Annotated in this window: 24 protein-coding genes and 1 pseudogene; 7 read left to right on the forward strand and 18 right to left on the reverse strand. The window is 67.8% G+C overall.

Annotation, left to right across the window (positions count from 1 at the left end):
- The 9 genes and pseudogenes from A5686_RS00070 to eccCb all read right to left on the reverse strand — a co-directional run.
- Positions 1–882 (reverse strand): annotated as a pseudogene (locus A5686_RS00070) (hypothetical protein); the annotation flags it as partial.
- Between the two features lie 3 nt (positions 883–885).
- On the reverse strand, positions 886–1,215 hold the full coding sequence (locus A5686_RS00075; RefSeq protein ID WP_067929744.1) for a type VII secretion target: 330 nt from the start codon (positions 1,213–1,215) through the stop codon (positions 886–888).
- Between the two features lie 42 nt (positions 1,216–1,257).
- Entirely contained in the window at positions 1,258–2,595 is a 1,338-nt protein-coding gene (gene glmM / locus A5686_RS00080; RefSeq protein ID WP_067929745.1) for a phosphoglucosamine mutase, read from the reverse strand.
- A 149-nt stretch (positions 2,596–2,744) separates the two neighbouring features.
- Positions 2,745–3,191: a 30S ribosomal protein S9 gene (rpsI, locus tag A5686_RS00085; RefSeq protein ID WP_197520436.1), complete on the reverse strand. Its 447-nt coding sequence runs from the start codon at positions 3,189–3,191 to the stop codon at positions 2,745–2,747.
- An 80-nt stretch (positions 3,192–3,271) separates the two neighbouring features.
- A complete protein-coding gene (gene rplM / locus A5686_RS00090; protein ID WP_007773455.1) occupies positions 3,272–3,715 on the reverse strand; it encodes a 50S ribosomal protein L13 in 444 nt (147 codons plus the stop codon).
- A 246-nt stretch (positions 3,716–3,961) separates the two neighbouring features.
- Positions 3,962–4,258 (reverse strand): WXG100 family type VII secretion target, encoded by a 297-nt coding sequence (locus tag A5686_RS00095; RefSeq protein ID WP_067929746.1) that lies wholly within the window; start codon positions 4,256–4,258, stop codon positions 3,962–3,964.
- Positions 4,259–4,273: 15 nt separating this feature from the next.
- Positions 4,274–4,591, reverse strand: coding sequence for a WXG100 family type VII secretion target (locus A5686_RS00100; RefSeq protein WP_067929747.1), 318 nt, complete (start codon positions 4,589–4,591; stop codon positions 4,274–4,276).
- A 43-nt stretch (positions 4,592–4,634) separates the two neighbouring features.
- A complete protein-coding gene (locus A5686_RS00105; protein ID WP_067929748.1) occupies positions 4,635–5,858 on the reverse strand; it encodes a type VII secretion-associated protein in 1,224 nt (407 codons plus the stop codon).
- Positions 5,855–9,508: a type VII secretion protein EccCb gene (eccCb, locus tag A5686_RS00110; RefSeq protein WP_067929800.1), complete on the reverse strand. Its 3,654-nt coding sequence runs from the start codon at positions 9,506–9,508 to the stop codon at positions 5,855–5,857. The genes A5686_RS00105 and eccCb overlap by 4 nt, the downstream gene beginning before the upstream one ends.
- 161 nt (positions 9,509–9,669) lie before the next feature.
- Here eccCb and eccD point away from each other — a divergent pair, with 161 nt between their 5' ends.
- Positions 9,670–11,055 carry a type VII secretion integral membrane protein EccD gene (gene eccD / locus A5686_RS00115; RefSeq protein ID WP_067929801.1) on the forward strand — a complete coding sequence of 462 codons (1,386 nt, stop codon included), beginning with the start codon at positions 9,670–9,672 and terminating at the stop codon, positions 11,053–11,055.
- Positions 11,052–12,362 (forward strand): type VII secretion-associated serine protease mycosin, encoded by a 1,311-nt coding sequence (gene mycP / locus A5686_RS00120; protein ID WP_067929749.1) that lies wholly within the window; start codon positions 11,052–11,054, stop codon positions 12,360–12,362. The genes eccD and mycP overlap by 4 nt, the downstream gene beginning before the upstream one ends.
- Here mycP and eccB read toward each other — a convergent pair.
- The gene (eccB, locus tag A5686_RS00125) at positions 12,327–13,703 is read right to left on the reverse strand and encodes a type VII secretion protein EccB (protein ID WP_067929750.1); all 1,377 of its coding nucleotides are present in this window, start codon (positions 13,701–13,703) and stop codon (positions 12,327–12,329) included. The two genes, mycP and eccB, sit on opposite strands and share 36 nt — an antisense overlap.
- Positions 13,704–13,826: 123 nt before the next feature.
- Here eccB and A5686_RS00130 point away from each other — a divergent pair, with 123 nt between their 5' ends.
- From A5686_RS00130 to A5686_RS00140, 3 genes are read left to right on the forward strand one after another with little or no spacing between them, the layout of a single operon-like run.
- Positions 13,827–14,774, forward strand: coding sequence for a cutinase family protein (locus A5686_RS00130; RefSeq protein ID WP_369829657.1), 948 nt, complete (start codon positions 13,827–13,829; stop codon positions 14,772–14,774).
- A 42-nt stretch (positions 14,775–14,816) separates the two neighbouring features.
- Entirely contained in the window at positions 14,817–15,452 is a 636-nt protein-coding gene (locus A5686_RS00135; protein ID WP_067929751.1) for a cutinase family protein, read from the forward strand.
- Complete coding sequence (locus tag A5686_RS00140) at positions 15,452–16,105, forward strand: cutinase family protein (protein WP_369829658.1); 654 nt, start codon at positions 15,452–15,454, stop codon at positions 16,103–16,105. The genes A5686_RS00135 and A5686_RS00140 overlap by 1 nt, the downstream gene beginning before the upstream one ends.
- A gap of 4 nt (positions 16,106–16,109) precedes the next feature.
- Here the strand turns inward: A5686_RS00140 and truA are convergent, their stop codons facing one another.
- The 8 genes from truA to infA form a co-directional block, all read right to left on the reverse strand.
- On the reverse strand, positions 16,110–16,973 hold the full coding sequence (gene truA / locus A5686_RS00145) for a tRNA pseudouridine(38-40) synthase TruA (protein ID WP_082947392.1): 864 nt from the start codon (positions 16,971–16,973) through the stop codon (positions 16,110–16,112).
- Positions 16,951–17,604 (reverse strand): 50S ribosomal protein L17, encoded by a 654-nt coding sequence (gene rplQ, locus A5686_RS00150; protein ID WP_067929752.1) that lies wholly within the window; start codon positions 17,602–17,604, stop codon positions 16,951–16,953. Before rplQ ends, truA begins: the two co-directional genes overlap by 23 nt.
- Positions 17,605–17,722: 118 nt before the next feature.
- The gene (locus tag A5686_RS00155; RefSeq protein WP_007773471.1) at positions 17,723–18,766 is read right to left on the reverse strand and encodes a DNA-directed RNA polymerase subunit alpha; all 1,044 of its coding nucleotides are present in this window, start codon (positions 18,764–18,766) and stop codon (positions 17,723–17,725) included.
- Between the two features lie 131 nt (positions 18,767–18,897).
- Positions 18,898–19,503 (reverse strand): 30S ribosomal protein S4, encoded by a 606-nt coding sequence (gene rpsD / locus A5686_RS00160; protein WP_067929753.1) that lies wholly within the window; start codon positions 19,501–19,503, stop codon positions 18,898–18,900.
- 9 nt (positions 19,504–19,512) lie between these two features.
- Entirely contained in the window at positions 19,513–19,932 is a 420-nt protein-coding gene (gene rpsK / locus A5686_RS00165) for a 30S ribosomal protein S11 (protein ID WP_067345980.1), read from the reverse strand.
- Between the two features lie 6 nt (positions 19,933–19,938).
- On the reverse strand, positions 19,939–20,313 hold the full coding sequence (gene rpsM / locus A5686_RS00170; protein WP_067129331.1) for a 30S ribosomal protein S13: 375 nt from the start codon (positions 20,311–20,313) through the stop codon (positions 19,939–19,941).
- A gap of 201 nt (positions 20,314–20,514) precedes the next feature.
- Positions 20,515–20,628 carry a 50S ribosomal protein L36 gene (gene rpmJ, locus A5686_RS26240; protein WP_003879483.1) on the reverse strand — a complete coding sequence of 38 codons (114 nt, stop codon included), beginning with the start codon at positions 20,626–20,628 and terminating at the stop codon, positions 20,515–20,517.
- A gap of 51 nt (positions 20,629–20,679) precedes the next feature.
- Entirely contained in the window at positions 20,680–20,901 is a 222-nt protein-coding gene (infA, locus tag A5686_RS00175) for a translation initiation factor IF-1 (RefSeq protein ID WP_003418601.1), read from the reverse strand.
- Between the two features lie 251 nt (positions 20,902–21,152).
- On the opposite strand from infA, the gene A5686_RS00180 reads away from it, so the two are divergent.
- Positions 21,153–22,817: an FAD-dependent oxidoreductase gene (locus tag A5686_RS00180; protein ID WP_067929754.1), complete on the forward strand. Its 1,665-nt coding sequence runs from the start codon at positions 21,153–21,155 to the stop codon at positions 22,815–22,817.
- On the forward strand, positions 22,814–24,358 hold the full coding sequence (locus A5686_RS00185; RefSeq protein WP_067929755.1) for an ATP-binding protein: 1,545 nt from the start codon (positions 22,814–22,816) through the stop codon (positions 24,356–24,358). Before A5686_RS00180 ends, A5686_RS00185 begins: the two co-directional genes overlap by 4 nt.
- Positions 24,359–24,367 lie beyond the last annotated feature (9 nt).

Raw genomic sequence — 24,367 nt, forward strand, 5'->3', positions numbered from 1 at the left:
GCCGGGGGCTTCACCGAGCCCAGTTCCCCAGTCCCCCGGCGGCACGGCGGCGACCGGCGGCGGTGGCGGACTCGGCGAAATCGGTGCGGCGCTTTCCGAATCGGGCGCAGCGGCCGGCAGCGTCGCAGCGGTCTTTACGGTCGCGACGGGCGCGGCGTCCATCGGCGGGGCGAGCTGGACCGGTGCAACACCCGTCCCGAGATCGCCGGGGGATTCGAAACGCGCCGTCGGGACGGCGGTCATCTTGTCGATCACCATGGCGTAGGACGTCTCCACCCCGTCCGAGGCGGACCGCATCGCGGTAACCCAGTCGTTGCGAATGTCGTTGTCCACGAAGGGCAACACCTGTTGGCGCACCACCTCCGCCGCGCCGTCACGGTCCCCGGCCAGCACCGCGGCAGCCGCGGCCAGCCATGCCGTCCGCTGAGTGCCCACGCGGTCGTCGACGGCCACGGTGTTCACCACCTCCAAATCGATGAGGTACCACAGGTTGTCGCGCAGCGACTCGCATCGCTGGGCCGCCGCGCGCAGCTCCGTGACAACGGCATCCCCGGTGTCGCAATGCCGCTGCAACAGCCGCACAGCGGCGTCCCCGCCCGGACCGGTCCACGCGGCGGCCAGCTCGGCCACCTGGGCGCGCTGCATCCGCAGCGCTTCGGCCGCCACCACACCCGCCGCCCGCAACTCCGCGCAGTCGCGGTCCAGCGTGCGCAGGTCGAGACCGTCCTCGCCCGCATACCGCTCGCGGATCTGTACGGGATGCGTTGTCAGGTCAGGGTTTTGGTAGCCCAATGCGTGGCAGGCCTGCACGTAGGCCTGGGTGTGCTCGACGGCGGCCAGGCCCTCGGCGAGGCGGGCTGCCACATCCAGTCGGTCGGCCACGACCTAGGCGATCCGCGCCGCGGCATACAGTTCGGCATCGGCGTAGCGCTCGGCGCTCGACCGCAGCGCGGCGGCGATCTCCGCCGATGCGCGCGACCACCCTGACACCTGCGCCACCAGTCGATCCAACTCGACGCGCAGCGCGTCTCCGCGCGCGGTGTGCGTTCGCCCGGCGCTGGCCCCGGTGAAAGCCAGCCTGGACAAGTGGTCGCTTACCGAGCGGTCGATGAATTCGGCCGCCATCGCGAATTGGTTAGCGATCCGCTGCGCCCCCGGTAGGTCGATCTGGGTGCGGGCCATGGCTACGGGACATGCTCCCCCAACGGATTTCATGCCTTATCCGACGCCCGCGGCCGCGGCGGGGTTCCGATGAGATCAGAGCGCGTCGCTGACCGCTTCGGCGACTCGGGTGGCGACCCGCGCAGCGACGTCCTTCTCGGGCGCTTCCACCATGACACGGATCATCGGTTCGGTTCCCGAGGGGCGCAATAAGATTCGGCCGGTATCACCCAATTCGGCCTCGGCCTGTCCGACGGCCCGCTGCACCGCGGGCGCGCTGGCGGCGGTGTCCTTGTCGGCGACGGTGACGTTGATCAGCACCTGCGGCAACGTCTTCATCGCCGAGGCCAGCTCGGCCAGCGACGAGCCGGTCTGCACCATGCGGGTCATCAGCCGCAGCCCGGTGACGATGCCGTCGCCGGTCGAGCCGAGCGCGGGCATCACGATGTGCCCGGACTGCTCGCCACCCAGGCTGTAGCCGCCGGCGCGTAATTCCTCCACGACGTAACGGTCCCCAACACCGGTGGTGCGCACTGTGATTCCGGCCGAGCGCATGGCCAGATGCAGTCCCAGATTGCTCATCACAGTGGTGACCAGCGTCTTGGACGCCAGTTCGTCGGCCTCGTGCATGGCGAGCGCGAGCACCACCATGATGTGGTCACCGTCGACCAGGTTGCCGTCGGCGTCGATGGCCAGGCAGCGGTCGGCGTCCCCGTCGTGGGCAAGGCCCAGGTCGGCGTGGTGCGCGACGACGGCCGCGCGCAACGAATCCAGGTGCGTGGAGCCGCAGTCGTCGTTGATGTTGAGCCCATTGGGTTCGGCGTTGATCGCGATCACCCGTGCACCGGCCGCGCGGTAAGCGCGCGGAGCCACCGTGGAGGCCGCGCCGTGGGCACAATCCACCACCACGGTCAACCCGTCGAGGCGCAGCGTGCTGGCCTTGCTCAGATGGCGCAGGTAGCGGTCGTCCGCGTCCGCGGCGTCGATGACCCGGCCGATCCCCGCGCCGACCGGACGCGACCCGGGATCGAGCTCGAGCAGCGCCTCGATCTGATCCTCGGTGCCGTCATCGAGCTTGTGGCCACCGGGGCCGAAGATCTTGATGCCGTTGTCGGGCATCGGGTTGTGCGACGCCGAGATCATCACACCGAAGCCGGCGTCATACGCGCCGGTCAGGTAAGCCACCGCGGGGGTAGGCAGCACTCCGACGCGCAGCGCGTCGACACCTTGACTGGTCAGCCCGGCGATCACCGCGGCCTCCAGCATTTCGCCGCTGGCGCGCGGATCGCGACCGATCACCGCGACCCGCCGGCCCGGTGCCGGCTCGCTCGCCAGGTGCCGCGCAGCCGCGTAACCCAGCGCGAGCGCCAGCTCGGCGGTCAACTCGCGATTGGCGACCCCACGGACACCGTCGGTGCCGAATAGTCGACCCATGCGATAAAACCTCTCACAGTTGACGGGCTAGCACCTAACGTGCCCGTTCCTTTGTCGATGAAACCGACGGCGGCAGGGCGCAGACACGCCGCAACCGGCCACAACTTGTGCATCGCGATGCCAAGTTGTGGCCGGATAGCGACTGTTGATCAGCGCTTGCTGTACTGAGGCGCCTTACGGGCCTTCTTCAGGCCGTACTTCTTGCGCTCGGTGGCGCGCGGGTCGCGGGTGAGGAAGCCGGCCTTCTTCAGCGACGGCCGGTCCTCCGGCTGGGCCAGGATCAGCGCCCGGGCGATGCCCAGTCGGAGCGCACCGGCCTGGCCCGATGGGCCGCCCCCGTGCAGCCGCGCGTAGATGTCGAAGCTTTCCACCCGGTCGACGGTGACCAGCGGGGCCTTGATGAGCTGCTGGTGCACCTTATTGGGAAAGTAACCCTCCAGGGTGCGGCCGTTCAGGTTGAACTTGCCGGTGCCGGGCACCAGGCGCACCCGCACCACGGCCTCCTTGCGGCGACCGACGGTCTGGATGGGCCGGTCGAACACGAAGGGCGCGGCCGCTGCGGCCGTCTCCGAGGCCTCGACCGGGGCTTCGGTCACCTCGGTGACGGCCTCGACGGTCTCTGCGGCTTCTGGAGTTTCGGGGTTTTCGGGATTTTTTAAGCCCTCGGTCGTTTCGCTCACTGGGCCACCTGCTTGATCTCGTACGGAACGGGCTGTTGTGCGGCGTGCGGGTGCGTCGGACCGGCGTAAACGTGCAGCTTGCGCGCGATCTGCCGGGCCAGCTTGTTTTTGGGCAGCATGCCGACGATCGCGTCCTCCACGACACGGTCGGGGTGCTTGTCCATCAGCTCGCGGATGGTTCGGCTGCTCAGACCGCCGGGATACCCCGAGTGGCGGTAAGCCAGCTTCTTGTCCAGCTTCTGGCCGCTGAAGGCGACCTTGTCGGCGTTGATGACGATGACGAAGTCACCGCCGTCGACATTGGGGGTGAACGTCGGCTTGTGCTTGCCGCGCAGCAGGGTGGCTGCCGCGACGGCAAGGCGGCCAAGCACCACGTCCGTGGCATCGATGACGTGCCACGACCTCGTGGTGTCACCCGCCTTTGGCGTGTACGTAGGCACAGCGCTTACCTTCTTCTCTCGAGGTGGATCCCGGTGTGACCCGGGGGCCGGTCAGGCGTTCACGGCAGGGCTTGGTCTCGGCGACCGACATTGACCCGAGGCCCCGGCGTACCGCACGCCAACGGAGCAGCTTACCGAGCGCCATCCCCGCAGGTCAAAATGACTGTGTGGTCCCAGCGGCTCTCCTCCGCCAGGACCACACAGCCTCACGGCGCGGCTACCTCCGCGCGGTGGTCTTTTCGGCCGCTACCGCGCCCAGACGCCGGCGGCCCGGCGGTCGGCGTTGGCGACCTCTTGCGCACCGTCGCGCACGGCGTTTCCCAGGGCGGCCAGAATCTCATTGAGCGCCGTTGCCGATTGGTGCCATTTGAGCTGCTCAGCCTGGTATGCGGCGGCCGCTTCGCTGGTCCAGAGCTGCCGCAGCGGTGCGATTTGCGATCTCAGTTCATCCAGCGCGGCGACCAAGCGCGCCGATGTGGAGTGAATTTCCTGCCGCACCGTGTGTTCGATCTCGCCGAAGTTGTAGGAAAGCACCGGGTCCATGGGAGTCCTCTCTCGTTACAGGTCCCCGCCGGCGGCGGCGATGTGGTGTGCGTGGTTTTGGCCGGCTTCCTGCAGGGTGGCGGCGTTGTGCCGAATGGTCTCGGCGATGGTGTTCAGGGCGTGATAGAGCCGCACCGACTCCGCGTTCCAGCGATCCATGACGTCTTTGAAGCGCGCGGCCGCGAGCCCACCCCATGCCGACGGCGGCACCCCGTTCATGCGACCGACGAACGCCTGCAGCTGTGCCCTGATTTCCTCGTTGCGGGCGTCGGTGATCGCAGCGACCGACCGCATCAGGTCGAGATCGGTGCTCAGCGTGTTCGGTGCAGCCATACCAAGTACGACCCCCGGCGCCGTACTTCGGTTCCACCAATTTTCATTCGATCGCGTGGGCGGATCGCACCGCCTGGTCGCAGGCGTCGCGGACGGCGTCTTCGTCGCCGGGCCGGCTCTGGCAGCCGATGCTGATCCGGACCGGCCCGTCCAGGAGCACAATCCACCGCACGTGATGCGCGGGGCGCACCTCGCGGTAAGTCACCGCCGGGCGCCCGGCGCTGGTTCCGGCTGGGTTGAAGTCGACGAACAGCCCGGGATCCTCGGCATCGATCGCATGCTTCAACCGCTCGGCGGCACCGCTGAGCGTCTCGCCGGCGACCGGTGATTGGGTGATGTGCAGGGCCACTTCGGGATCGGTCCGCGACGTGACCTGTACTCGGGCCGACCCGGGCCCGTCGACCACGCGCTGCGCCGCCCAGGTCGCCGGCACCGACAGCGCCACCCGACCTTCCACCAGATATGTTGTCGGCGCGGTTTTTACCGGCTGCGGCGCCACCACCGCGGTTCGGCCGATCGTCAACGCGGTCGGCGCCGCCGCGGCGACGACGATCGCGGCCGCCACGAGCCCGCTGCGCGTCCGGCCGGTACCGGCGGGTGCGGCCGGCTCCGGCGGTTCGCCGGTTGTGGGGTAGGTAGATCGCGCCAGGCGAGCCAGCCGAATGTCGTTGATTTCAGCGATGTCCGGGATGCTTCGTCCGCCCTCGCGCAGCGCATCGGCGATCAGCGCAGCCAGCGCCGGCGCACCGGCGACGGTGCTTGGAACGTCGATCAGCACGGCTTCGGGCGCCAACGCCGCAACGACGCCCGCGACGTCGTGGGCGACGGACAGCGGTTCGGCCGTGCGCGGTACAGCCGTGACCTCGCACGCGATGATCGCCACCAGCCGCTCGGCTATTTCGACCACGACCGTCGCATCCGGTGCGCACTGGGACGCCTGCCCCAACAGCCACGATCGCGTTCGTGTCTGACCCGCCACCGCCGCGGCGGCCTCGCGCACCACACCGACGCGCGATGCGGACCACCACGACGGATGCATGACGACCGTTCCGTCGCCGTGGCCCCGGGTTGCCGATCGCAACGCGGCTTCCCACAGTGCGTCGACGGCGGCCGGCCGCTCCCCTACCAGCGCCACCCGGTCGTCGATCGCATCGAGCGCCGTCCGGACGATGTCGAGTATCTCGCCGTCGGCGACGCCCCGTGTGGCACAACATAATCGCCGGATGGTGCCGGGCCCGGCCTCGATGTAAGCGGGATGCTGGCTCACGGTGCACTCCAGGCAACCTGGACGAGTTCCTCGCCACCGGCCCGAGTGACCAGGACGCCGCGGCCCCGCGGCAATCGCATCGGTGCGGTGGATGCCAGCGATGTACCCTGCGCCGGACATCCGCTCATCATCAGTGACGCGCAACCGAGGTCGCGCAGACTCGCCAACAGCGGCTCGAACATCGCCCGCTCGAGTCCGCCGCTGCGGCGCGCGATGACTAGATGTAATCCCAGATCTCGCGCATACGGCACGAATTCGACGAGCGGCGCCAGGCCATTGGCCGCCGGCCCGGCGACCAGGTCATAGTCATCGACGATGACATAGAGGTCCGGTCCAGACCACCAAGAGCCGCTGCGCAACTGATCCTGGCTGGCGTCGGGTGGCGGCATCCGCCCCTGCAAAACCTCCAACAGATCGGGCAGCAACACGGCCAGGGCGGCGGACGACATGGCGTAACCGCTGAGATGTTTTGACTCGACGACACCAAGTAGCGTGCGCCGAAAGTCGACAATCAACAGCTGAGCCTGGCCGGGCGTCTTCGTCCGGACGATCTCCCGGCACAACGTCCGCAGCGTCGCGGTCTTCCCGCATCCGTTGTCACCGACGACAAGGAGGTGCGTGCATCGTTCGAAATCGACTGCGACTGGCCGCAGTTCGCGCTCCCGTAGGCCGAGCAGCATCTGCGTACCCAACTCGGGGCTCGACCGGCGCACCACATCCTCGCGATCCACACGCTCCGGCAGCAGGGGTATCGGCGGGGCAACCGATTCACCATCGGGCACCTCTACGATGGGCAGCGCCACCACCATGTGCAGGCCCTCACGAGAAAGGCCATGGCCCGGACTGTCACGCGGAACATGCTGCGCCGCCTTGCGGTCGATTTCTGAATCGGCGGGATCACCCAGACGCAACTCGATGCGCGTACCGATCTGATCCCTCAGTGAGGGCCGCACCTCGGACCACCGCGATGCCGACAGCGCCACGTGCACGCCGTATGAAAGCCCCTGAGCCGCCAGCGCGGTGACCGACTCCTCCAGTGTGCCGAATTCTTGGCGTACGCTCGCCCAGCCGTCGATGACGAGGAATACGTCACCGAATGGATCAGCGGATGCACCAATGTCCCCACGCCGCTTTCGGTATTCGGCGATCGACGCGATGCCGTGCTCGCGGAACAAGGCCTCTCGGCGACGGAAAATCGCCCCGCATTCGGCAACTATCCGGTCGACCAGGCGCGGCTCGGCGCGGCCGGCGACCGCGCCCACATGCGGCAGCGTGTGCGCCGCCGACAGCGCCCCGCCACCGAAATCCAGACAGTAGAACTGCACCTGGTCAGGACGGTGCGTCACCGCCAACGCCGTAACTAGCGTCCGCAGCGCCGTCGATTTCCCGGATTGGGGTGCACCGATGACCGCCAGATTGCCCGTGGATCCGGACATGTCGACCATCAGTGGCGTGCGGCATTGGTCGAAGGGCCGGTCGACAATGCCGATGGGGACGGCCAGGGCACCCGGCGCGCACTCAACGTCGGCCAAGAGGGCGTCCAGCGCCGGTGCCTGCCCGAGCGGCGGCAGCCAAACGCGGTGCGCGGGTGGCCCCTGGCCAGCCAGCCGGTCCAGGACAGCGCTCGAAATGGTCCATTCGGCTGCCGCGCTCGCCTGTGCGGCGCGGCTGACCGCCCCGGTCACCCAGCTACCGAACACCTGCACCGTTCGCGCCGCCACGGCGTGCCCGCCGGCGTTCGTCGGCACGGGCGCCGAAACCGACGCGGCCTGGAAGCGAATCGGTTCGGCGCCGCTGACGCGCAAGAAGCCGGCGCCGGGCGCGCTCGGCAGGCGGTATGCGTCCAAAGAACCCAATATAGTCTGGGATTCGTTGGCCGACAGTGTTTTCAGGCACAGCCGATATGACAGATGGGCTTCCAGTCCGCGTAACCGACCCTCATCGAGGCGCTGACTGGCCAGCAGCAGGTGGATGCCCAGCGACCGTCCGAGGCGGCCGATCGCGACGAACATGTCGGCGAAATCGGGATGCTGGCTGAGTAGTTCGGAGAACTCGTCGACAATGACGAACAGCGTTGGCAGTGGGGGCAGCGTCCCAACGCCGCGTCCCCGGTCATATGCTACGACGCTTGCACAGCCCGCCATCCGCAACAGCTGCTGGCGACGGTTCATCTCACCGGCCAGGGCAGCGCGCATCCGCGCCACCAGCGGCGCGTCGTCGGCCAGGTTGGTGATCACCGCAGCCACGTGCGGAGCGTGCGCATAATCGAGAAAGGTTGCGCCGCCCTTGAAGTCGATGAGCAGCAGGTTGAGCGTCTCCGGCGAGTTGTGCGTCATCATGCCCAATGCGATGGTGCGTAACAACTCTGACTTGCCCGACCCGGTCGCGCCGATGCACAGCCCATGGGGGCCCATCCCGTCTTCGGCCGGCTCTTTGATATCCAGCTCGAGTGGGGTGCCCCCAACGGCGGTTCCGATCGGAACGCGAAGGCGGTCGCGATCTCGTCGGCGGCGCCACAACGCGGCCGGGTCGAGGTGGTCCAGATCGGAAATGCCGGCCAGCTCAAGCCAATCCGGGTCAGCTCCCACCCGGCGCGTCGCGCGCACATGATAGCCGGCCAGCCGGCGCGCACATATCAGCGCGTCGATGGGTGCCATCCGGTCAGGGCACCATGCCGGTGCCTGATCACCCGGCGACCGGATCACCGGCGGGGCGCCGTCGCAGCTGGTACCGATCCCGATCGTGGTTGCGCCATCGATCGGGTCGGCGCCCAGAGCCAAATCGGTGAGCACCACCACTTCGGGTCCCTGGACCGCAGCGAGCGCATGCTGAACCTCCGCCGTGCTCGGGTAGATCATCCGCGCCGGCCCCGCCTCATCGAGGTCTAGCGGATGTTGATTGTGCGGGAGCCATTTCAGCCAATCCCAGTGACCGCACGCCTCATCGTCGACAGCGGCGGCGATCAGCAGTTGGTCGGGTGCGTGCAGCACGGCAAGTTGACAAAGGATCGCACGCAGTAGCCCGCGCACCGCGCCCAGATCGCCGTCGATCGTCACGAGTGCCCCCGCATGCAGGCCGATCGTGACCGGAGCGTGGACCGTTGAATGCGTCTGCAGGAAACGCGTGAGTGCCGTGACGGTGACGGGATCACCATGCCCCTCCGGAGCAAGCTGCGGGGCGACCAGACGGCGGGCGAGCGGCTGAGTTCCCATGCCCACCCGAATGAGGCCGAAGTCGGCGTCGGTTCGCCGCCGCTTCCACATCCGCGGACCACCGATCAGGGTCCACAGCGTGTCGGGATCGGGGTGGCTGCGCACCGCCGACCGGTATTGTGCCGCGGCGATTTCGGACACGCACCGGCGCAGCCCGCTGAGGTAGTCCAGATATTGATCGCGGTCGGCATCGACGCTACGGCCTCGTCCGCGAGCCCGGCCGGTCAGCCCCGTCACCACGGTCGAAACCAGCATCATCGCCGGGAACACCAGAAACAAGGGGCTGCGGGGCAGGCCGGTCCCAGCGGTGAACACCGCGGCCATCATGCTCATGCCCACCACGGAAATTGCGACCGGCAGAAGCCGCGCAAGCATGCCCGGCACCGTCGGCGACGGAAGGTCCGGCGGCGCCGCAACGACGATGTCCGCAGCCGGAATACGCGATTCCGCCGGCCCGGCAGCCTGGGTCACCTCATCCCCTTCCCGAGCGGCGACGCTACGAAGCACCGGCATCGGCGGCAAGTCAGCTGTGCACAACCGAATACGGCGTCGTGCTGAGCTGGCTATGTTTCCTTCCGACCCAACCGAAAGGTGCGCAGGTGCTTGCATCCGATAATGGGCTGCGACGTGTCTCCGTGCATTGGGAGACTGCCGTCGTCGACGTCACCCTGCCCGCAGGAATCCCTGTCGCCGTGTTGATTCCATCGGTCGTCGACATCCTCCAAATTGTTCATTCCGACAACGAGGCCTGGCGATACCGCTTGTCGGTCCCCGGCGCGTCCGGGCTGGATCCATCGATGACCCTGGCACAGCACGGCATCGGAGACGGCGCACCCTTGGTGCTGAGCCGCAACACCGCGCCGTTGCCTGCTCCCCGCCACCTCGATGTCGCGGAGGCCGTGTCGGCCACACTCGACGCGGCGACCGAGCCGCGCCGCTGCCCCGCACATGCGCGTGCCGTCCGTCTCATCGGGGTGGCGTCGGCGATTGTCTGGGTCGGGGTCGGAGGGCTGGCTATCGTGCGTAACACATTGTGTCTCAACGCCTACCGGGGCGCCGCCACGACGGTGACCGCGTCGGTGGCAGCGTGCGGCCTCGCCCTCGGACTTGCGGTCGTTGCGCGCCGCGGCTATCGAGACCGGACCGCCGGGCTGGGGTTGGGCCTCATCGCTACGGCGTTCGCGGCGGTGGCGGGCTTTGTGGCGGTGCCCGGCGCGCCTGGCATGCCGAACGTATTGCTCGCCGCGGCGGCGGCCGGCGCCACCGGGGTGGTCGCGATGCGGGTATCGGGTTGTGGTGTGGTGACTCTGACGGCCGAGTCGAGCTGCGCCGCGGTCATCGCCGCGGCGGCACTGGTGGGCGTGTTCACAGCAGCACCACTGCGCATCGTCGCCTCGGCGACAGCACTGGTGTCCGTCAGCCTGCTTCCAGTGGCGGCGCGGGCATCGATCGCGCTGGCGGGGTTGTCGCCCCGGTTGGGGAGCCCGGACGCAGGGGAGACCGAACCGGGCGACGCGCGAACGCATTTCCGAGCGATCCGCGCCGACAGGTGGTTGACCAGCCTGCTTGCCGGACTGTCGGTCTCGGCCACGCTGGGAGCGGTCGGCACCGTACTCGCCGGCGCACCCCGCCTGTCGTGCACCGCGTTCGGCACGCTCACCGGTGCGCTACTGCTGCTGCGTTCCCGATCGACCGACACGAGACGGACGCTGGTGTTTGCGTTCAGCGGAATCCTGGTTGCCGCAACAACCTTCGCGGCTTCCCTCTCACGCGTGCCGATGCCCGGCCCCTGGATCGTGATCGCAACGACGCTGGCAGTCGCCGTGTCGATGTGTTCGGTCTTCGCCGGATCCGCACGGCTCGCCTCGCCCGTCCTACGGCGCAGCGTCGGGCTACTGGAGTTGTCGATGCTGGCCACGATGGTTCCGTTGACCTGCTGGATATGCGGAATCTACGGTGCCGTTCGGGGATTGAACCTCACATGACGAGGCCGTGCGCCGGACGACTGCTGGCGGTGTCGGCTCTGATGTTGGCAGCGCCATTGGGAACGCCTACGGCGCGCGCGGTTTCACCGCCGGATATCGATGAGAGATGGTTGCCCAAGCCTGCCTTGCCTGCACCCCCGTGGCCGACCGTACAACGCGAAATCTGTGCGACGATGACGGCCGACTCTGGACCCGGCCGTCGACACCCAACGGGCCTCGGCGACCTATCGGCCGTCTGGCAACTCAGCCGCGGCACCGGACAACGGGTCGCGGTCATCGACACCGGGATCTCACGACACCTTCGGCTGCCCGATGTAGTGCCTGGCGGCGACTACGTGTCCACTGGCGACGGTACGCAGGATTGCGACGCGCACGGCACGCTGGTGGCTGGAATCATCGCGGCCGCAGCCGATTCCAAAACTGACGGGCTCACCGGGATGGCACCGGAGGCCACCTTGATCAGCATTCGTCAGTCCAGCGCGAAGTTCGCTCCCACCAGCGATCGGTCTCACACCGGCGTCGGTGACGTCGAAACACTGGCGAAAGCCGTTCGGACGGCGGCCGATCTGGGGGCCTCGGTGATCAACATTTCATCGGTTGCGTGCGCACCGGTGGCTTCGACGCTCGACGACCGCGCACTGGGCGCGGCGCTGGCCTACGCCGTCGACGTCAAGAATGCCGTCATCGTAGCCGCGGCGGGCAATACCGGCGGCCCGGGACAGTGCCCACCGCAGCGCGCGGACGCCACCTGGCAGACCATTACGGTCGCCGTCAGCCCGGCGTGGTACGACGACTACGTGCTGACCGTCGGCTCGGTGAATGTTCGCGGAGCGCCGTCGGCATTCACCCTTGCCGGCCCCTGGGTGGACGTCGCGGCGCCCGGCGAGGCGGTGATGTCACTCGCGCCGGAGCCGGTAGCAGGCACGAGCTATGCCGCCCCGGTGGTCAGCGGCCTGGCCGCGCTGATCCGGAGCCGCTTCCCGGCACTGACCGCGCGCCAGGTCATGCAGCGCATCGAGGTGACAGCGCATCATCCACCCGCCGGATGGGATCCCCTCGTTGGCAACGGCACCATTGACCCGCTCGCCGCGGTCAGCACCGGCACGGGTGGCCCCGGCGACACACCCGGCCCATCGCACGCGCGGGTGCCGACCATCGCGCCGCCGCCGGAACCCCGCGATTCCCGTGCGCGGGACACGGCGCTCCGTGGCGTCGCGATCTGCGTGGTTGCGCTGGCTCTCGCGCTGGCCACGGGAGCAATCAGAGGTCGCCTATGGCGAGCCCGCAATCCCATCACGTGCGATTGATGCGTTGTGTCGGCTCAGCTCCGGTCCGGCCGGCAACAGCGAGAGAAGCGGCCACGGTGCCGGGCCCGCGCCGTCAAAGCCAAGGTCGTGCGCGGTGTCGTCGTCGTGAACGGCGAACCGAACGCCGGTGTCGCTGATCAGGTAACGAGTACCGGCGTCATCGCCCGCCCGCACGTAGGCGCTTGCGCCGGGCGGCACGTAGACGGCGTCCACGGCAGGGCCGGGGCCGTCGTCCTGCGCCAAACCCACCGGCGCCCGGCCGGGCGGGATCGGCAGCCGGTCCTCGGCCAGGATCACGACGTCGGGTCGGCCGGGTCGCATCTCGCCCCAGCCGGCGCACACGGTAGCGGCCGGCTCTGACAGCGTTGGCGCCCGGTCAGGAAAGAGGCCAACCGGCAGCTCGGCGACGACGGGAGCGGCCCGGATCGCGTCGGGCGCGACAGTGACCGGATTGGCCGTTCCCTGCCGGCTGCTGAACCGGAGTAAGTCGGCGGCCACGTGGCCGATGCGCTGCACGCCGGCGGCTAAAACCGCGTAGTACTCGTCGCCGTCGGCGCGTGTGATGCGAAGCACGCTGCCGACGGAGAACCCGGGCAACCCTGGCGTCGCGACGCCTCGACCGCGGAGGCGTGGCGGTGCGATCGGTGGCGCTTCCGGCACCGCATTCAGCAATGCGTGCGAGACGATCACCGGCGTTTTGCCCTCGAGGCGCAGCGCGCGCACGACGACAGCATCGTCGAGGTCCACCATCGCCCGGTGGCCGTCGTAAAGCAGGTAGGCAGGCGAATCCGACCCGGGACGCACCAGGATCGCTTGCCCGGCGGGCACTCGGTGCACGGTCGGCGCCTCGGAGCGGCGGCCGATGATGACGGTCGTGGTGCCAGCGCCAGTGCTAGCACATATCGACCAACCCACATCGTCTGGAGGCAACGGCCTGCCGAGAAACTGCGGCGCGCCCGGGATGCCCAGCAGCGGCCCGCGTTTGGTGGTGCTCAAGTCGGATTCGCTGACCGGCTGCGGGGCGGCGGCCGTCGCGGCGATGAGTCGGGCAGACGCCAGGTTGAGCACCGGATGCCAAACGTCGCGCACTCGAACGAACAGGGCGCCCGACTCCCGGCTCACCACGATCTGCGCGCGATCCAAGGCCACATGTGGCCGCAGCAGGGCGAGAACCGCACAGCCGGCCACCCCAACAGCGGTGATTACGCACCCGAACGCCACCGGACGCGTGCCCGAGCGAAACCCGGCCCGGGCATCCTGCCGCAGCAACGCGCTTTCGATCCGCCGCAGCAAATACCGGTAAGCGCTGACGTGCAGCCACGTGGCCGGCTGACGCGGCACCTGATCCCCTGACTCTCAAATTCCGTCAACGGCCACGTTAAGCGGCCATGTCGGGACGCCAGAACGGTTATCCACAGGTTGCGCGGGGTTTCGGCGCATCACAATTTGGGTAAAATTGCGCCGGTGAAAACTCACCGTGTACGTACCCGTCGGGCGGGCACCGCGCGGTCAGCCGGCCGGATCGGCCTGGGTGTTTCTGCCCTGGCTCTCGCCGCTGGCCTGCTCGCGACCCCCGCCCCGGCGCCGAAAGCCACCGCAGATGACTGCCCGGACGTCGAGGTCATCTTCGCCCGCGGCACCAACGAGCCCCCCGGCCTGGGTCGGGTCGGCGACGCATTCGTGGACTCGCTGCGCCAGCAGACCAACGGCCTGAACATCCTGCCCTACGGCGTGAACTACGCCGCCAGCAAGCTGCAGCTGCACGGCGGCGACGGCGCCAACGACACCATCGACCGCGTCAAGAAGAGCGTGGAGAAGTGCCCCAACACCAAGATCGTGCTGGGCGGCTACTCGCAGGGCGCCTCGGTGATGGACATCGTGGCCGGCGTCCCGATCGGCGGCATCACCTGGGGCAACACGCTGCCGGCACAATACGCCAACAACATCGCTGCCGTCGCCACCTTCGGTGACGTGGCCGACCGGGCCGGCGGCACCCTGCCCAGCCAGAGCGCGATGCTGGGATCGAAGGCCATCGACCTGTGCAACCCCAACGACCCGGTCTGCCACGCCGGGCCCGGCAACGAGTGGAGTGGGCACACCGAGGGCTACGTCCCCGTGTACACCACCCAGGCCGCGGCGTTCGTCGCGCAGAAGCTGGCGGCCGCCGGTCTGGGCCAGCAGTCGCCCGCGTTCGGTCCACCGCTGGGCCCCGTCCCGCAGACCCCCGGCTACGGCCCTCAGCAACCGGGCTACGCCCCCCAGCAACCGGGCTACGGCCCTCAGCCGCCCGTCTACGGGCAGAACCCGCCCGGGTCGGGCCCCTCGATCCACGGCGGTCCCGGCACCGGTCCGGCTCCCGCGCCATCGTTGCCGGCGCCGGCTACCAACTCACCGCAAGCACCTCTCGTCTAAATCGTTACCGTCGGGTTATCAACGCCCCCTTAACATCGCTGTGTGAGGCTTATCCCGTTAGGGCTGGGCATCGGAATTGGCGCAACGACGGCGTTATTGATTGGTCCCCAATTGGTTCCGCATGCGTCGGCGTCGTGCCCCGGCGTTGAGGTGGTGTTCGCCCGGGGCACCGACGAGCCACCCGGTGTCGGCAAGGTAGGAGCCGCCTTCGTGAGCGCGTTGCGCGAGCAGACCCGCAAAAGCGTTGGCGCATACGGGGTGAACTACCCGGCCAACAAAGACTTCCTGGCCGCTGCCAACGGCGCCAACGATGCCAGCACCCACCTTCAGCAGATGGCCGTCAACTGCCCCGACACCAAACTGGTGCTGGGAGGCTACTCCCAGGGCGCCGCCGTCGTCGACATCGTCACGGCCGCACCGATATCCGGCCTCGGCTACCGCCAGCCGTTGCCGCCACAGGCCGCCGATCACGTCGCCGCCGTCGCGCTGTTCGGCAATCCATCCGGCCGGGCGGGTCAACTGATGAACGCCCTGTCCCCGAATTTCGCGGGAAAGACCATCGACCTGTGCAACCCGGGCGACCCCATCTGTTCGGCGGGGTCGCAGTGGAGCTCGCACCTGAGCTACGTGCCCGGATTGACCAACAGGGCAGCGAATTTCGTCGCGGGCAGGATCTGATCTTGAATCACCGCCGGTACTGCGCGGCGTGCGCCGCGTCCATCGCTGCGGCGACGCTTCTCGCTCTAGCGGTCACCACCCTCGCGGCGCCGCCGGCGTCGGCGGACTGTCCGGGTGCCGAGGTGGTTTTCGCCCGCGGCCGGGAGGAACCACCCGGTGTCGGCTACGTCGGCGCCGCGTTCCTCAATTCACTGCGCGCCAAGGTGCGCATGCCGGTGGGGGCCTACGGGGTCAACTATCCCGCCGATGTCAGCCCGGCCAAGGGCGCCAACGACATGAGCGCGCACGTCCAGCAGATGGCGCGAAGCTGCCCGGGCACCCGCGAGGTGCTCGGCGGATATTCGCTGGGTGCCGTTTCCGCCGATCTGGTTGTCGCGGTTAGTCAACCGGCATTCGGATTCACCAACCCGCTGCCCCCGGCATTCGACCAGCAGGTGGCGGCGGTCGCCCTGTTCGGTAACGGCACCCGCAAAGTCCTTGGACCGGTTCCAGATTTCAGTCCGGCGTTCGCCGCCAAGACCATCGATGTGTGTGCGAAGGGCGACCCGATCTGCTCGGCGGCCGGCCTGAATTGGCCTTCGCATCTGCAGCCCTCTTACATCGACTCCGGACTGGTGGATCAGGCCGCCAACTTCGTCGCCGCCAGGCTGTGACCACTCAATCGCGCGAGCGCACATCCCGGGTGATCAGGTTGCGCGCCGCCAGCTGGTCATCGGGCGGGTAATCGACACCGACCAGCGACAAGCCGTGCGCCGGAGCTGCGGCGAAATCGCTGGATCGCTGTGTGGCGCTGAGTAATTCGCGGCAGTAGGAGACGGGACGGCGGTGTTCCCCGACGGCCAGCAGCGCACCGACCAGTGAGCGCACCATCGACCAGCAGAACGCGTCGGCGCTCACGTGCGCGGTGATCAGGTCGCCGTCGTGGATCCAATCCAGCCGCTGCAGGTCGCGAATGGTGGTGGCGTTCTCGCGATGCCGGCAGAACGCGGCAAAATCGTGCAGGCCGAGCAGGTCTCGCGATGCCGCGTTCATCGCCTCTACGTCCAGCGGGCGCGGCCAGGCCGTGACGTAACGGGTCTGCAGCGGCTGCACACCCCAGGGCGCCGTCGAGATGCGATACACGTAGTGGCGGCGCAGCGCCGAGAACCGGGCGTCGAAACCCGCAGGGGCGCGGGTGATATCGACAACCCGGACATCAGTGGGCAGAAACCGGCCCAGCCGGCGCAGCAGTGGCACGAACTCGGGTTCACCGACACGCGGTGTACGCGGATAGGCGTTCGGCAGCGCTTCTGACGGCACGTCGACGTGGGCCACCTGCCCGGTGGCATGGACTCCGGCATCGGTACGTCCCGCCGCGCGCAGCCGCACGGGCGCGCGAAAGACGGTCGTCAGCGCCTCGTCGAGAATTCCCGCCACGGTCCGTTGGCCGGCCTGAGCGGCCCAGCCCGCGAACCCTGTTCCGTCGTAGGCGATGTCAAGCCGCAGACGGATGTCCTCGTTAACTCTCGTCAGCCTCGTCATCGGCGTCGGCCGCTTCGGCTTCGGCTCTCGCGGCGACGGCCTTGTCGGCCTTTTCTTCCGCTTCGGCCTGGACCTTGGTCGGCTCGGCCTCGGTCGTGGTCTCCTCGACCTCGCCCGTGGCTTCCTCGACCTCGGCCGTGGCTTCCTCGGCCGTCGGGCCGACGGCTTCTTGCGGCTCGACAGAAGCCTGGGGTGCCGCGGCCGCCGCCACGGGAGCGTCGGTCTTCTTCGAAGCCTTCACCCGACGAGCCCGATCGGCCTCCGAGGTGACCGTCTTCTCCCGCACCAGCTCGATCACGGCCATGGGTGCGTTGTCGCCCTTGCGTGGCTCGACCTTGATGATGCGGGTGTAGCCGCCGTTGCGGTCGGCATAGAACGGACCGATCTCCTCGAACAGGGCGTGCACCACGTCCTTGTCGCGGATCTTCTTCAGCACCTCTCGACGGTTGTGCAGCGCACCCTTTTTCGCGTGCGTGATCAGCTTTTCCGCATAGGGCCGCAACGCACGCGCCTTGGGCTCGGTCGTCTTGATTCGGCCGTGCTCGAACAGCGAGGTGGCCAGGTTGGCCAGCAGTGCCTTCTGGTGCGATGACGACCCGCCGAGGCGAGGTCCCTTGGTGGGCTTGGGCATTGCGACTATCTCCTATTTGGGGCCGGCCCCCGTATCAGGTAGGGCCGGGACGGACTTTCGTCAGTTGTGTCCGGTTCCTCAGCGGCCGCTGCACGGCCGCATCGTCACCGGACGGCGTTTACAGCTGCTCGGTTTCCGCGTAGTCCTGGTCGTCGTAGGACGCCTCGCTGGACCAGGTGCCGGTGGCGACGTCGTAACCCGCGACCTGCGAGGGGTCGAAGCTCGGCGGGCTGTCCTTGAGCGACAGGCCCAGCTGGTGCAGCTTGACCTTCACCTCGTCGATCGACTTCTGTCCGAAGTTGCGGATGTCGAGCAGGTCGGACTCGGTGCGGCTCACCAGCTCGCCGACGGTGTGCACACCCTCGCGCTTGAGGCAGTTGTAGGACCGGACGGTCAGATCCAGGTCGTCGATCGGCAGGGCGAACGACGCGATGTGGTCGGCCTCGGCCGGCGACGGCCCGATCTCGATGCCCTCGGCCTCGACGTTGAGTTCGCGTGCCAGACCGAACAATTCGACCAGGGTCTTGCCCGCCGACGCCAGCGCGTCGCGGGGGTTGATCGAGCTCTTGGTCTCGACGTCCAGGATCAGCTTGTCGAAGTCGGTGCGCTGCTCGACACGGGTGGCGTCCACCTTGTAGGTGACCTTGAGCACCGGCGAGTAGATGGAATCGACTGGGATACGGCCGATTTCGGCACCGGACGCGCGGTTCTGCACGGCGGGCACGTAGCCACGGCCGCGCTCGACGACCAACTCGACCTCGAGCTTGCCCTTGTCGTTCAAAGTCGCGATGTGCAAGTCGGGGTTGTGCACGGTGACACCGGCCGGCGGCACGATGTCACCCGCGGTGACCTCGCCCGGGCCCTGCTTGCGCAGGTACATCGTGACCGGCTCGTCCTCCTCGGAGGACACGACCAGGCTCTTGAGGTTCAAGATGATCGCGGTGACGTCTTCCTTGACGCCCGGCACAGTGGTGAACTCATGCAGCACGCCGTCGATGCGGATGCTGGTGACGGCCGCACCCGGAATCGAGGACAGCAGGGTCCGCCGCAACGAATTGCCCAGGGTGTAGCCGAATCCCGGCTCCAGCGGCTCGATGACGAACTGGGAGCGGCTGTCGGTGAGAACTTCCTCCGACAGGGTGGGTCGCTGAGAGATCAGCATGGTGTTTCTTCTTCTCCTTCTCGGCACCCGCTATTTGATGCCGCTTGGGTTGTCCCGCGGGGATCCGCCGCGCCCGGCTTCGCCGCGCTTGCGATCACCGCGAGACCTGCACCGGTTGGGTACAGGGGTCTTTACTTCGAGTAGAACTCGACGATGAGCTGCTCGGCGAGGGGCACGTCGATCTGAGCCCGCTCGGGCAGCTGGTGGACGAGGATGCGCTGGCGCTCCCCCACCACCTGCAGCCAGCTCGGGATTGGGCGGTCGCCCGCCGTCTCCCGCGCGATCTGGAACGGCACGGTGTTCAGCGAGCTGTCCCGCACGTCGATGATGTCGTGCTGCGACACCCGGTAGCTGGGAACGTTGACGTGCACGCCGTTGACGCTGAAGTGTCCGTGGCTGACCAGCTGACGGGCCATCCGCCGGGTCCGCGCCAGGCCGGCGCGGTATACGACGTTGTCCAGCCGGCTTTCCAGGATGCGCAGCAGCTCCTCACCGGTCTTGCCGGGTTGCCGCACGGCCTCTTCGTAGTAGCGACGGAACTGCTTTTCCATCACACCGTAGGTGAAGCGGGCCTTCTGCTTCTCCTGCAGCTGCAGCAGGTATTCGCTTTCCTTGATCCGCGCGCGCCCGTGCTGGCCGGGCGGGTAGGGACGCTTCTCGAAGGCCTGGTCGCCACCGACGAGGTCGGTGCGCAGCCGGCGCGACTTGCGAGTGATGGGTCCGGTGTATCGAGCCATGGTTGTCTCCTAGACCCTTCTGCGCTTCGGCGGACGGCAGCCGTTGTGCGGCTGCGGCGTGACGTCGGCTATCGCGCCGACCTCCAGGCCGGCGGCCTGCAGCGACCGGATCGCGGTCTCCCGGCCCGAACCCGGGCCCTTCACGAACACGTCGACCTTCTTGACGCCGTGTTCCTGCGCCTTGCGCGCGGCGTTCTCGGCGGCCAGCTGGGCCGCGAACGGGGTCGACTTCCGCGAGCCTTTGAAGCCCACGTGACCCGACGATGCCCAGGCGATGACGTTGCCCTGGGGGTCGGTGATCGTGACGATCGTGTTGTTGAAGGTGCTCTTGATGTGGGCGGCACCGTGCGGGATGTTCTTCTTTTCCCGCCTGCGGGTCTTCTGACCCTTCTTGGGCGCCGCGGCGCCCGCCTTCTTTGCTGGTGGCATCGGGGTTTACCTGGCCTTCTTCTTGCCGGCGATGGTGCGCTTGGGGCCCTTGCGGGTGCGCGCGTTGGTCTTTGTCCGCTGGCCGCGCACCGGCAGGCCGCGGCGGTGCCGCAGGCCCTGGTAGCAGCCGATTTCGATCTTGCGGCGGATGTCAGCCTGCGTCTCGCGGCGGAGGTCACCCTCGACCTTGAGGTTTGCCTCGATGTAGTCACGCAGGTGGGTCAGCTGATCATCGGTCAGATCCCTCGTGCGCAGGTCCTTGTCGATGCCGGTAGCTGCCAGAATCTCGTTCGACCGGGTGCGGCCGACGCCGAAAATGTAGGTCAGGGCGATCTCCATCCGCTTGTCACGCGGAAGGTCGACGCCGACTAGTCGAGCCATGGGTGGCGTTTCCTCTTTTTCAGGCGGAGGTCTGTTCCCAGCCCGTTCCCGCAACCCCGGTAGGGGTGGTCATATCTCGCGGGGCCCGGCCTCCGTCCGGGCGTGGATGAGCTAGCCCATCTCTGTAGATGCCAGCCGCTCACTGGTGCTGGGAGGTCTGCATTCAGTTGTGTCGGGGCGCCGAAGCGCATGCGATCGCCGCTAGCCCTGGCGCTGCTTGTGGCGCGGATCCGAGCAGATCACCATGACCCGCCCATGCCGACGGATCACCCTGCACTTGTCACAGATTGGCTTGACGCTCGGGTTCACCTTCACGGCTGTTCGATCCTGTTCTGTTTCGTTCGTCGTTGTTGGAGATCAGGCGCGTTACTTGTACCGGTACACGATGCGGCCACGGGACAGGTCGTAGGGAGACAACTCCACCACCACCCGGTCCTCGGGCAGGATACGGATGTAGTGCTGCCGCATCTTGCCGCTGATGTGGGCAAGCACCTTGTGACCATTCTCCAGCTCAATGCGGAACATCGCATTGGGCAGGGGCTCGACCACCCGGCCCTCCACCTCGATGGCGCCGTCCTTCTTGGCCATAACTAGTTAAGAATCCTCGTCATATAGTTTCGTTCTCGTCTGCGCCCAGTCGACGCGACATTGCACCGACTTGGAACGTGAGCCGGCGACAGGAAATTCCTAGGAACTTGGCACACAAAAAGTCGGCGCGGATGCCGCACCGTTGTTCCACGATACCCGGTTGATCCGCTGCACCAAAATCGCTGTCGGCAAAACGCGGCCGGCGTCCTCGACCTCCCGCCTGGCCGCTGACGAGCGCATACTTAACGCCGATGACCAACCCCTCAAGCCAGCGCAAGCCCGTCATGTTGACCGTCGACGACGATCCCTCGGTCTCCCGAGCGGTCGCGCGCGACCTGCGCCGCCACTACGGAGAAGAGCACCGGATCGTGCGCGCGGAATCCGGGCCCGACGCGCTGGGCACGCTCAAGGAGCTCAAACTGCGCGGCGAGACGGTCGCGCTGCTGATCGCCGACTACCGGATGCCGGAGATGAGCGGCATCGAGTTCCTCGAACAGGCGATGGACCTGTATCCGGCGGCGCGCCGGGTGCTGCTGACCGCCTACGCCGACACGCACGCCGCCATCGACGCGATCAACGTCGTCGACCTGGACCACTACCTGCTCAAGCCGTGGGATCCGCCGGAGGAGAAGTTCTATCCCGTCATCGATGGGCTGCTGGACGCCTGGCGGGCCGCACCCGAGCACCCGATCCCACACACCAAGGTGATCGGTCACCGCTGGTCGGCGCGGTCCTGGCAGGTCCGCGACTTCCTGGCCCGCAACGGCCTCTATTACACCTGGTTCATGGCCGACGAACCCGCCGGTGAGCGGCTGCTCAGCGCGGCCGGCACCGACGGCCTGCGGTTGCCGGTGGTGATCACCCAGCGCGGCGAACCTTTGGTCGACCCCACCGATGCGCAGCTGGCCGAAACCCTGGGTCTGACGACCACGCCGTCACAGGACTTCTATGACCTGATCGTGGTCGGCGGCGGGCCCGCGGGCCTGGCCGCGGCCGTGTACGGCGCCTCGGAGGGGCTGCGCACGGTGCTCATCGAGCACACCGCCACCGGCGGTCAGGCCGGTCAGAGCTCGCGTATCGAGAACTATCTGGGCTTCCCCGACGGGGTGTCGGGTGGCCAGCTGGCCGACCGGGCCCGCCGGCAGGCGGACAAGTTCGGCGCCGAGCTGATCACCGCACGCAAGGCGAGCGCCCTCGAGGTGAACGGAGCCAAACGCACCGTGCGGTTCAAAGACGGCGGCTCGGTCGACGCGCACGCCGTCATCCTGGCCACCGGGGTGTCCTACCGCAAGCTGCAGGCCGAGGGCTGCAGCGAGCTGACCGGCTGCGGCATCTATTACGGAGCGGCCGTCTCGATCGCCTCTGAATGCGAAGGCGAAGAGGTCTACGTGATCGGCGGAGCCAACTCGGCCGGCCAGGCGGCCATGTATCTGTCGCGGACCGCCAAGTCGGTCAACATCGTCGTGCGCGCCCCGTCGCTGGAGGCGTCGATGTCCTACTACCTCATCCAGCAGATCGAGGCGAACCCCAAGATCAACGTCCTGACCTGCACCGAGGTGCAGCGCGCCACCGGCGACGGCCACCTGGAGCAGCTACGGCTGGTCAACAACCGGACCGGGGAAACCGAGGATGTCACCTGCGGCCGGATGTTCATCTTCATCGGCGCCGCCCCGCGCACCGACTGGCTCGACGGGGTGCTGGCCCGCGACGACCACGGGTTCATCCTGACCGGTCCGGACCTGCGCAACGTGTGCGGCTGGACGCTGGAACGCCCGCCGCATCACCTCGAGACCAGCGTGCCCGGGGTTTTCGCCACCGGCGACGTCCGCTCGACGTCGGCCAAGCGGGTAGCCGCCGCCGTCGGCGAAGGGTCGATGGCGGTCATGCTGGTCCACCGATACCTGGCCGAATCATGACCGCCACCGAATCGAAGCCGATGCCGTGTGAGCCCGACGAGCTGCGCAGCCTGTTCCTGTTCGAGGCGCTCACCGACGAGCAGCTCGCCGTGCTGTGCAGTAACGGGCACATTCAGCACTACGAACCGGGTCCGATCTGCGTCGAGGGCGAACCGGCGACCTGCTTCTACGTGCTGATCGAGGGCGAGCTGATGATGTCGAAGCTCTCCGGCGGCCAGGACATCGAAACGAACCGCACCTCACAGCGCGGCGTGTACTGCGGGGCGTGGCGGGCCTTCACCGGCGGCAAGCAGAAGACCTACGACGCCTCGGTGCACGTGACCAAGCCGTCGCGCTTCTTCGTGATGGACGCGCCGGTGTTCGCCGATTTCATGAAGGCCCAGTTCCCCATGGCGGTGCATCTGCTCGACGGCATCGCCGTCGGCACCGACCGCACCCGCCGGATCATCGACAACCGGGAGAAGCTACTGGCGCTGGGCCGGTTGTCGGCCGGGCTGACACACCAGCTGAACAATCCCGCCGCGGCCATCTCGCGGTCCGCCGCGGATCTGCGCGAACGCGTCGCCAACATGCGGCACAAGCTGGCGATGCTCGCCGACGGCACCATCAGCCCCGAGGCGTTGAGCGCACTGGTGCAATTGCAGGAGCGGGTCGCCGAGCAGGTCGCCAAGTCGGCGTCCGAGCACCTGAGCGCGCTCGAGACCTCCGACCGCGAGGACGCCGTCGGCGACTGGCTGGACGAGCACGGCATCGAGGGTGGCTGGGACATCGCGCCGACGTTCGTCGAGGGCGGCATCGACACCGACTGGCTGGAGCGGATTTCGGCGGTCAGCGAGGAGCTCGCGTCGACGTCGCTGGAGCAGGCGATCCGATGGATCAACTACACCATCGAAAGCGAGCTGCTGATGAATCAGATCGTGGAAGCGAGCAAGCGAATTTCGGCCTTGGTCGCCGACGCCAAGCAGTATTCGCAAATGGATCGGGCCCCGTTCCAGGTGGCCAATGTGCACGATCTGCTGTACAGCACGCTGGCGATGTTCGCCGACCGGCTGACCAAGGACGCGGGCAAAGAGGCCGGGGAGAACCCCGCGATCACCGTGGTCAAGGATTTCGACAAAACTCTTCCCGAAATCCCTTGCTATCCGGGCGATCTCAACCAAGTGTGGACCAACATCATAGACAACGCGCTCGCCGCGATGCGCGATACGGGCGGCACGCTGACCGTCCGGACCTGCCGTTTCGGCGAGAACATGGCCCGGGTCGAGATCTGTGACACCGGGCCGGGAATCCCGGCGGATATCCGCGAGCACATTTTCGAGCCGTTCTTCACCACCAAACCGTTCGGCGAGGGCACCGGGCTCGGGCTGGATCTGGCGTTCAACATCGTCGTGAAGAAGCATCGCGGTGACCTGCGGGTGGAGTCGGTGCCCGGCGACACCCGGTTCATCGTGCTTCTGCCGCTCACTGCCGACGCCGCCGCCGCGGACCTCGACGAAGTCGATGAGGACGAAGCCGATGAGGATGTAGCCGCCGCGGAATAGCTCTCACGG

It is taken from the genome of Mycobacterium sp. E2479, assembly GCF_001667925.1.
Lineage (GTDB): Bacteria > Actinomycetota > Actinomycetes > Mycobacteriales > Mycobacteriaceae > Mycobacterium.

What these genes read in the sequence shown, in the direction of transcription:
- A5686_RS00075 (WP_067929744.1), bottom strand. Translation starts at nt 1,215, where the DNA reads ATGAAATCCGTTGGGGGAGCATGTCCCGTAGCCATGGCCCGCACCCAG.
- glmM (WP_067929745.1), bottom strand. Translation starts at nt 2,595, where the DNA reads ATGGGTCGACTATTCGGCACCGACGGTGTCCGTGGGGTCGCCAATCGC.
- A5686_RS00095 (WP_067929746.1), bottom strand. Translation starts at nt 4,258, where the DNA reads ATGGACCCGGTGCTTTCCTACAACTTCGGCGAGATCGAACACACGGTG.
- A5686_RS00100 (WP_067929747.1), bottom strand. Translation starts at nt 4,591, where the DNA reads ATGGCTGCACCGAACACGCTGAGCACCGATCTCGACCTGATGCGGTCG.
- mycP (WP_067929749.1), top strand. Translation starts at nt 11,052, where the DNA reads ATGACGAGGCCGTGCGCCGGACGACTGCTGGCGGTGTCGGCTCTGATG.
- truA (WP_082947392.1), bottom strand. Translation starts at nt 16,973, where the DNA reads ATGACGAGGCTGACGAGAGTTAACGAGGACATCCGTCTGCGGCTTGAC.
- rplQ (WP_067929752.1), bottom strand. Translation starts at nt 17,604, where the DNA reads ATGCCCAAGCCCACCAAGGGACCTCGCCTCGGCGGGTCGTCATCGCAC.
- A5686_RS00155 (WP_007773471.1), bottom strand. Translation starts at nt 18,766, where the DNA reads ATGCTGATCTCTCAGCGACCCACCCTGTCGGAGGAAGTTCTCACCGAC.
- rpsD (WP_067929753.1), bottom strand. Translation starts at nt 19,503, where the DNA reads ATGGCTCGATACACCGGACCCATCACTCGCAAGTCGCGCCGGCTGCGC.
- rpsK (WP_067345980.1), bottom strand. Translation starts at nt 19,932, where the DNA reads ATGCCACCAGCAAAGAAGGCGGGCGCCGCGGCGCCCAAGAAGGGTCAG.
- rpsM (WP_067129331.1), bottom strand. Translation starts at nt 20,313, where the DNA reads ATGGCTCGACTAGTCGGCGTCGACCTTCCGCGTGACAAGCGGATGGAG.
- infA (WP_003418601.1), bottom strand. Translation starts at nt 20,901, where the DNA reads ATGGCCAAGAAGGACGGCGCCATCGAGGTGGAGGGCCGGGTGGTCGAG.
- A5686_RS00180 (WP_067929754.1), top strand. Translation starts at nt 21,153, where the DNA reads ATGACCAACCCCTCAAGCCAGCGCAAGCCCGTCATGTTGACCGTCGAC.
- A5686_RS00185 (WP_067929755.1), top strand. Translation starts at nt 22,814, where the DNA reads ATGACCGCCACCGAATCGAAGCCGATGCCGTGTGAGCCCGACGAGCTG.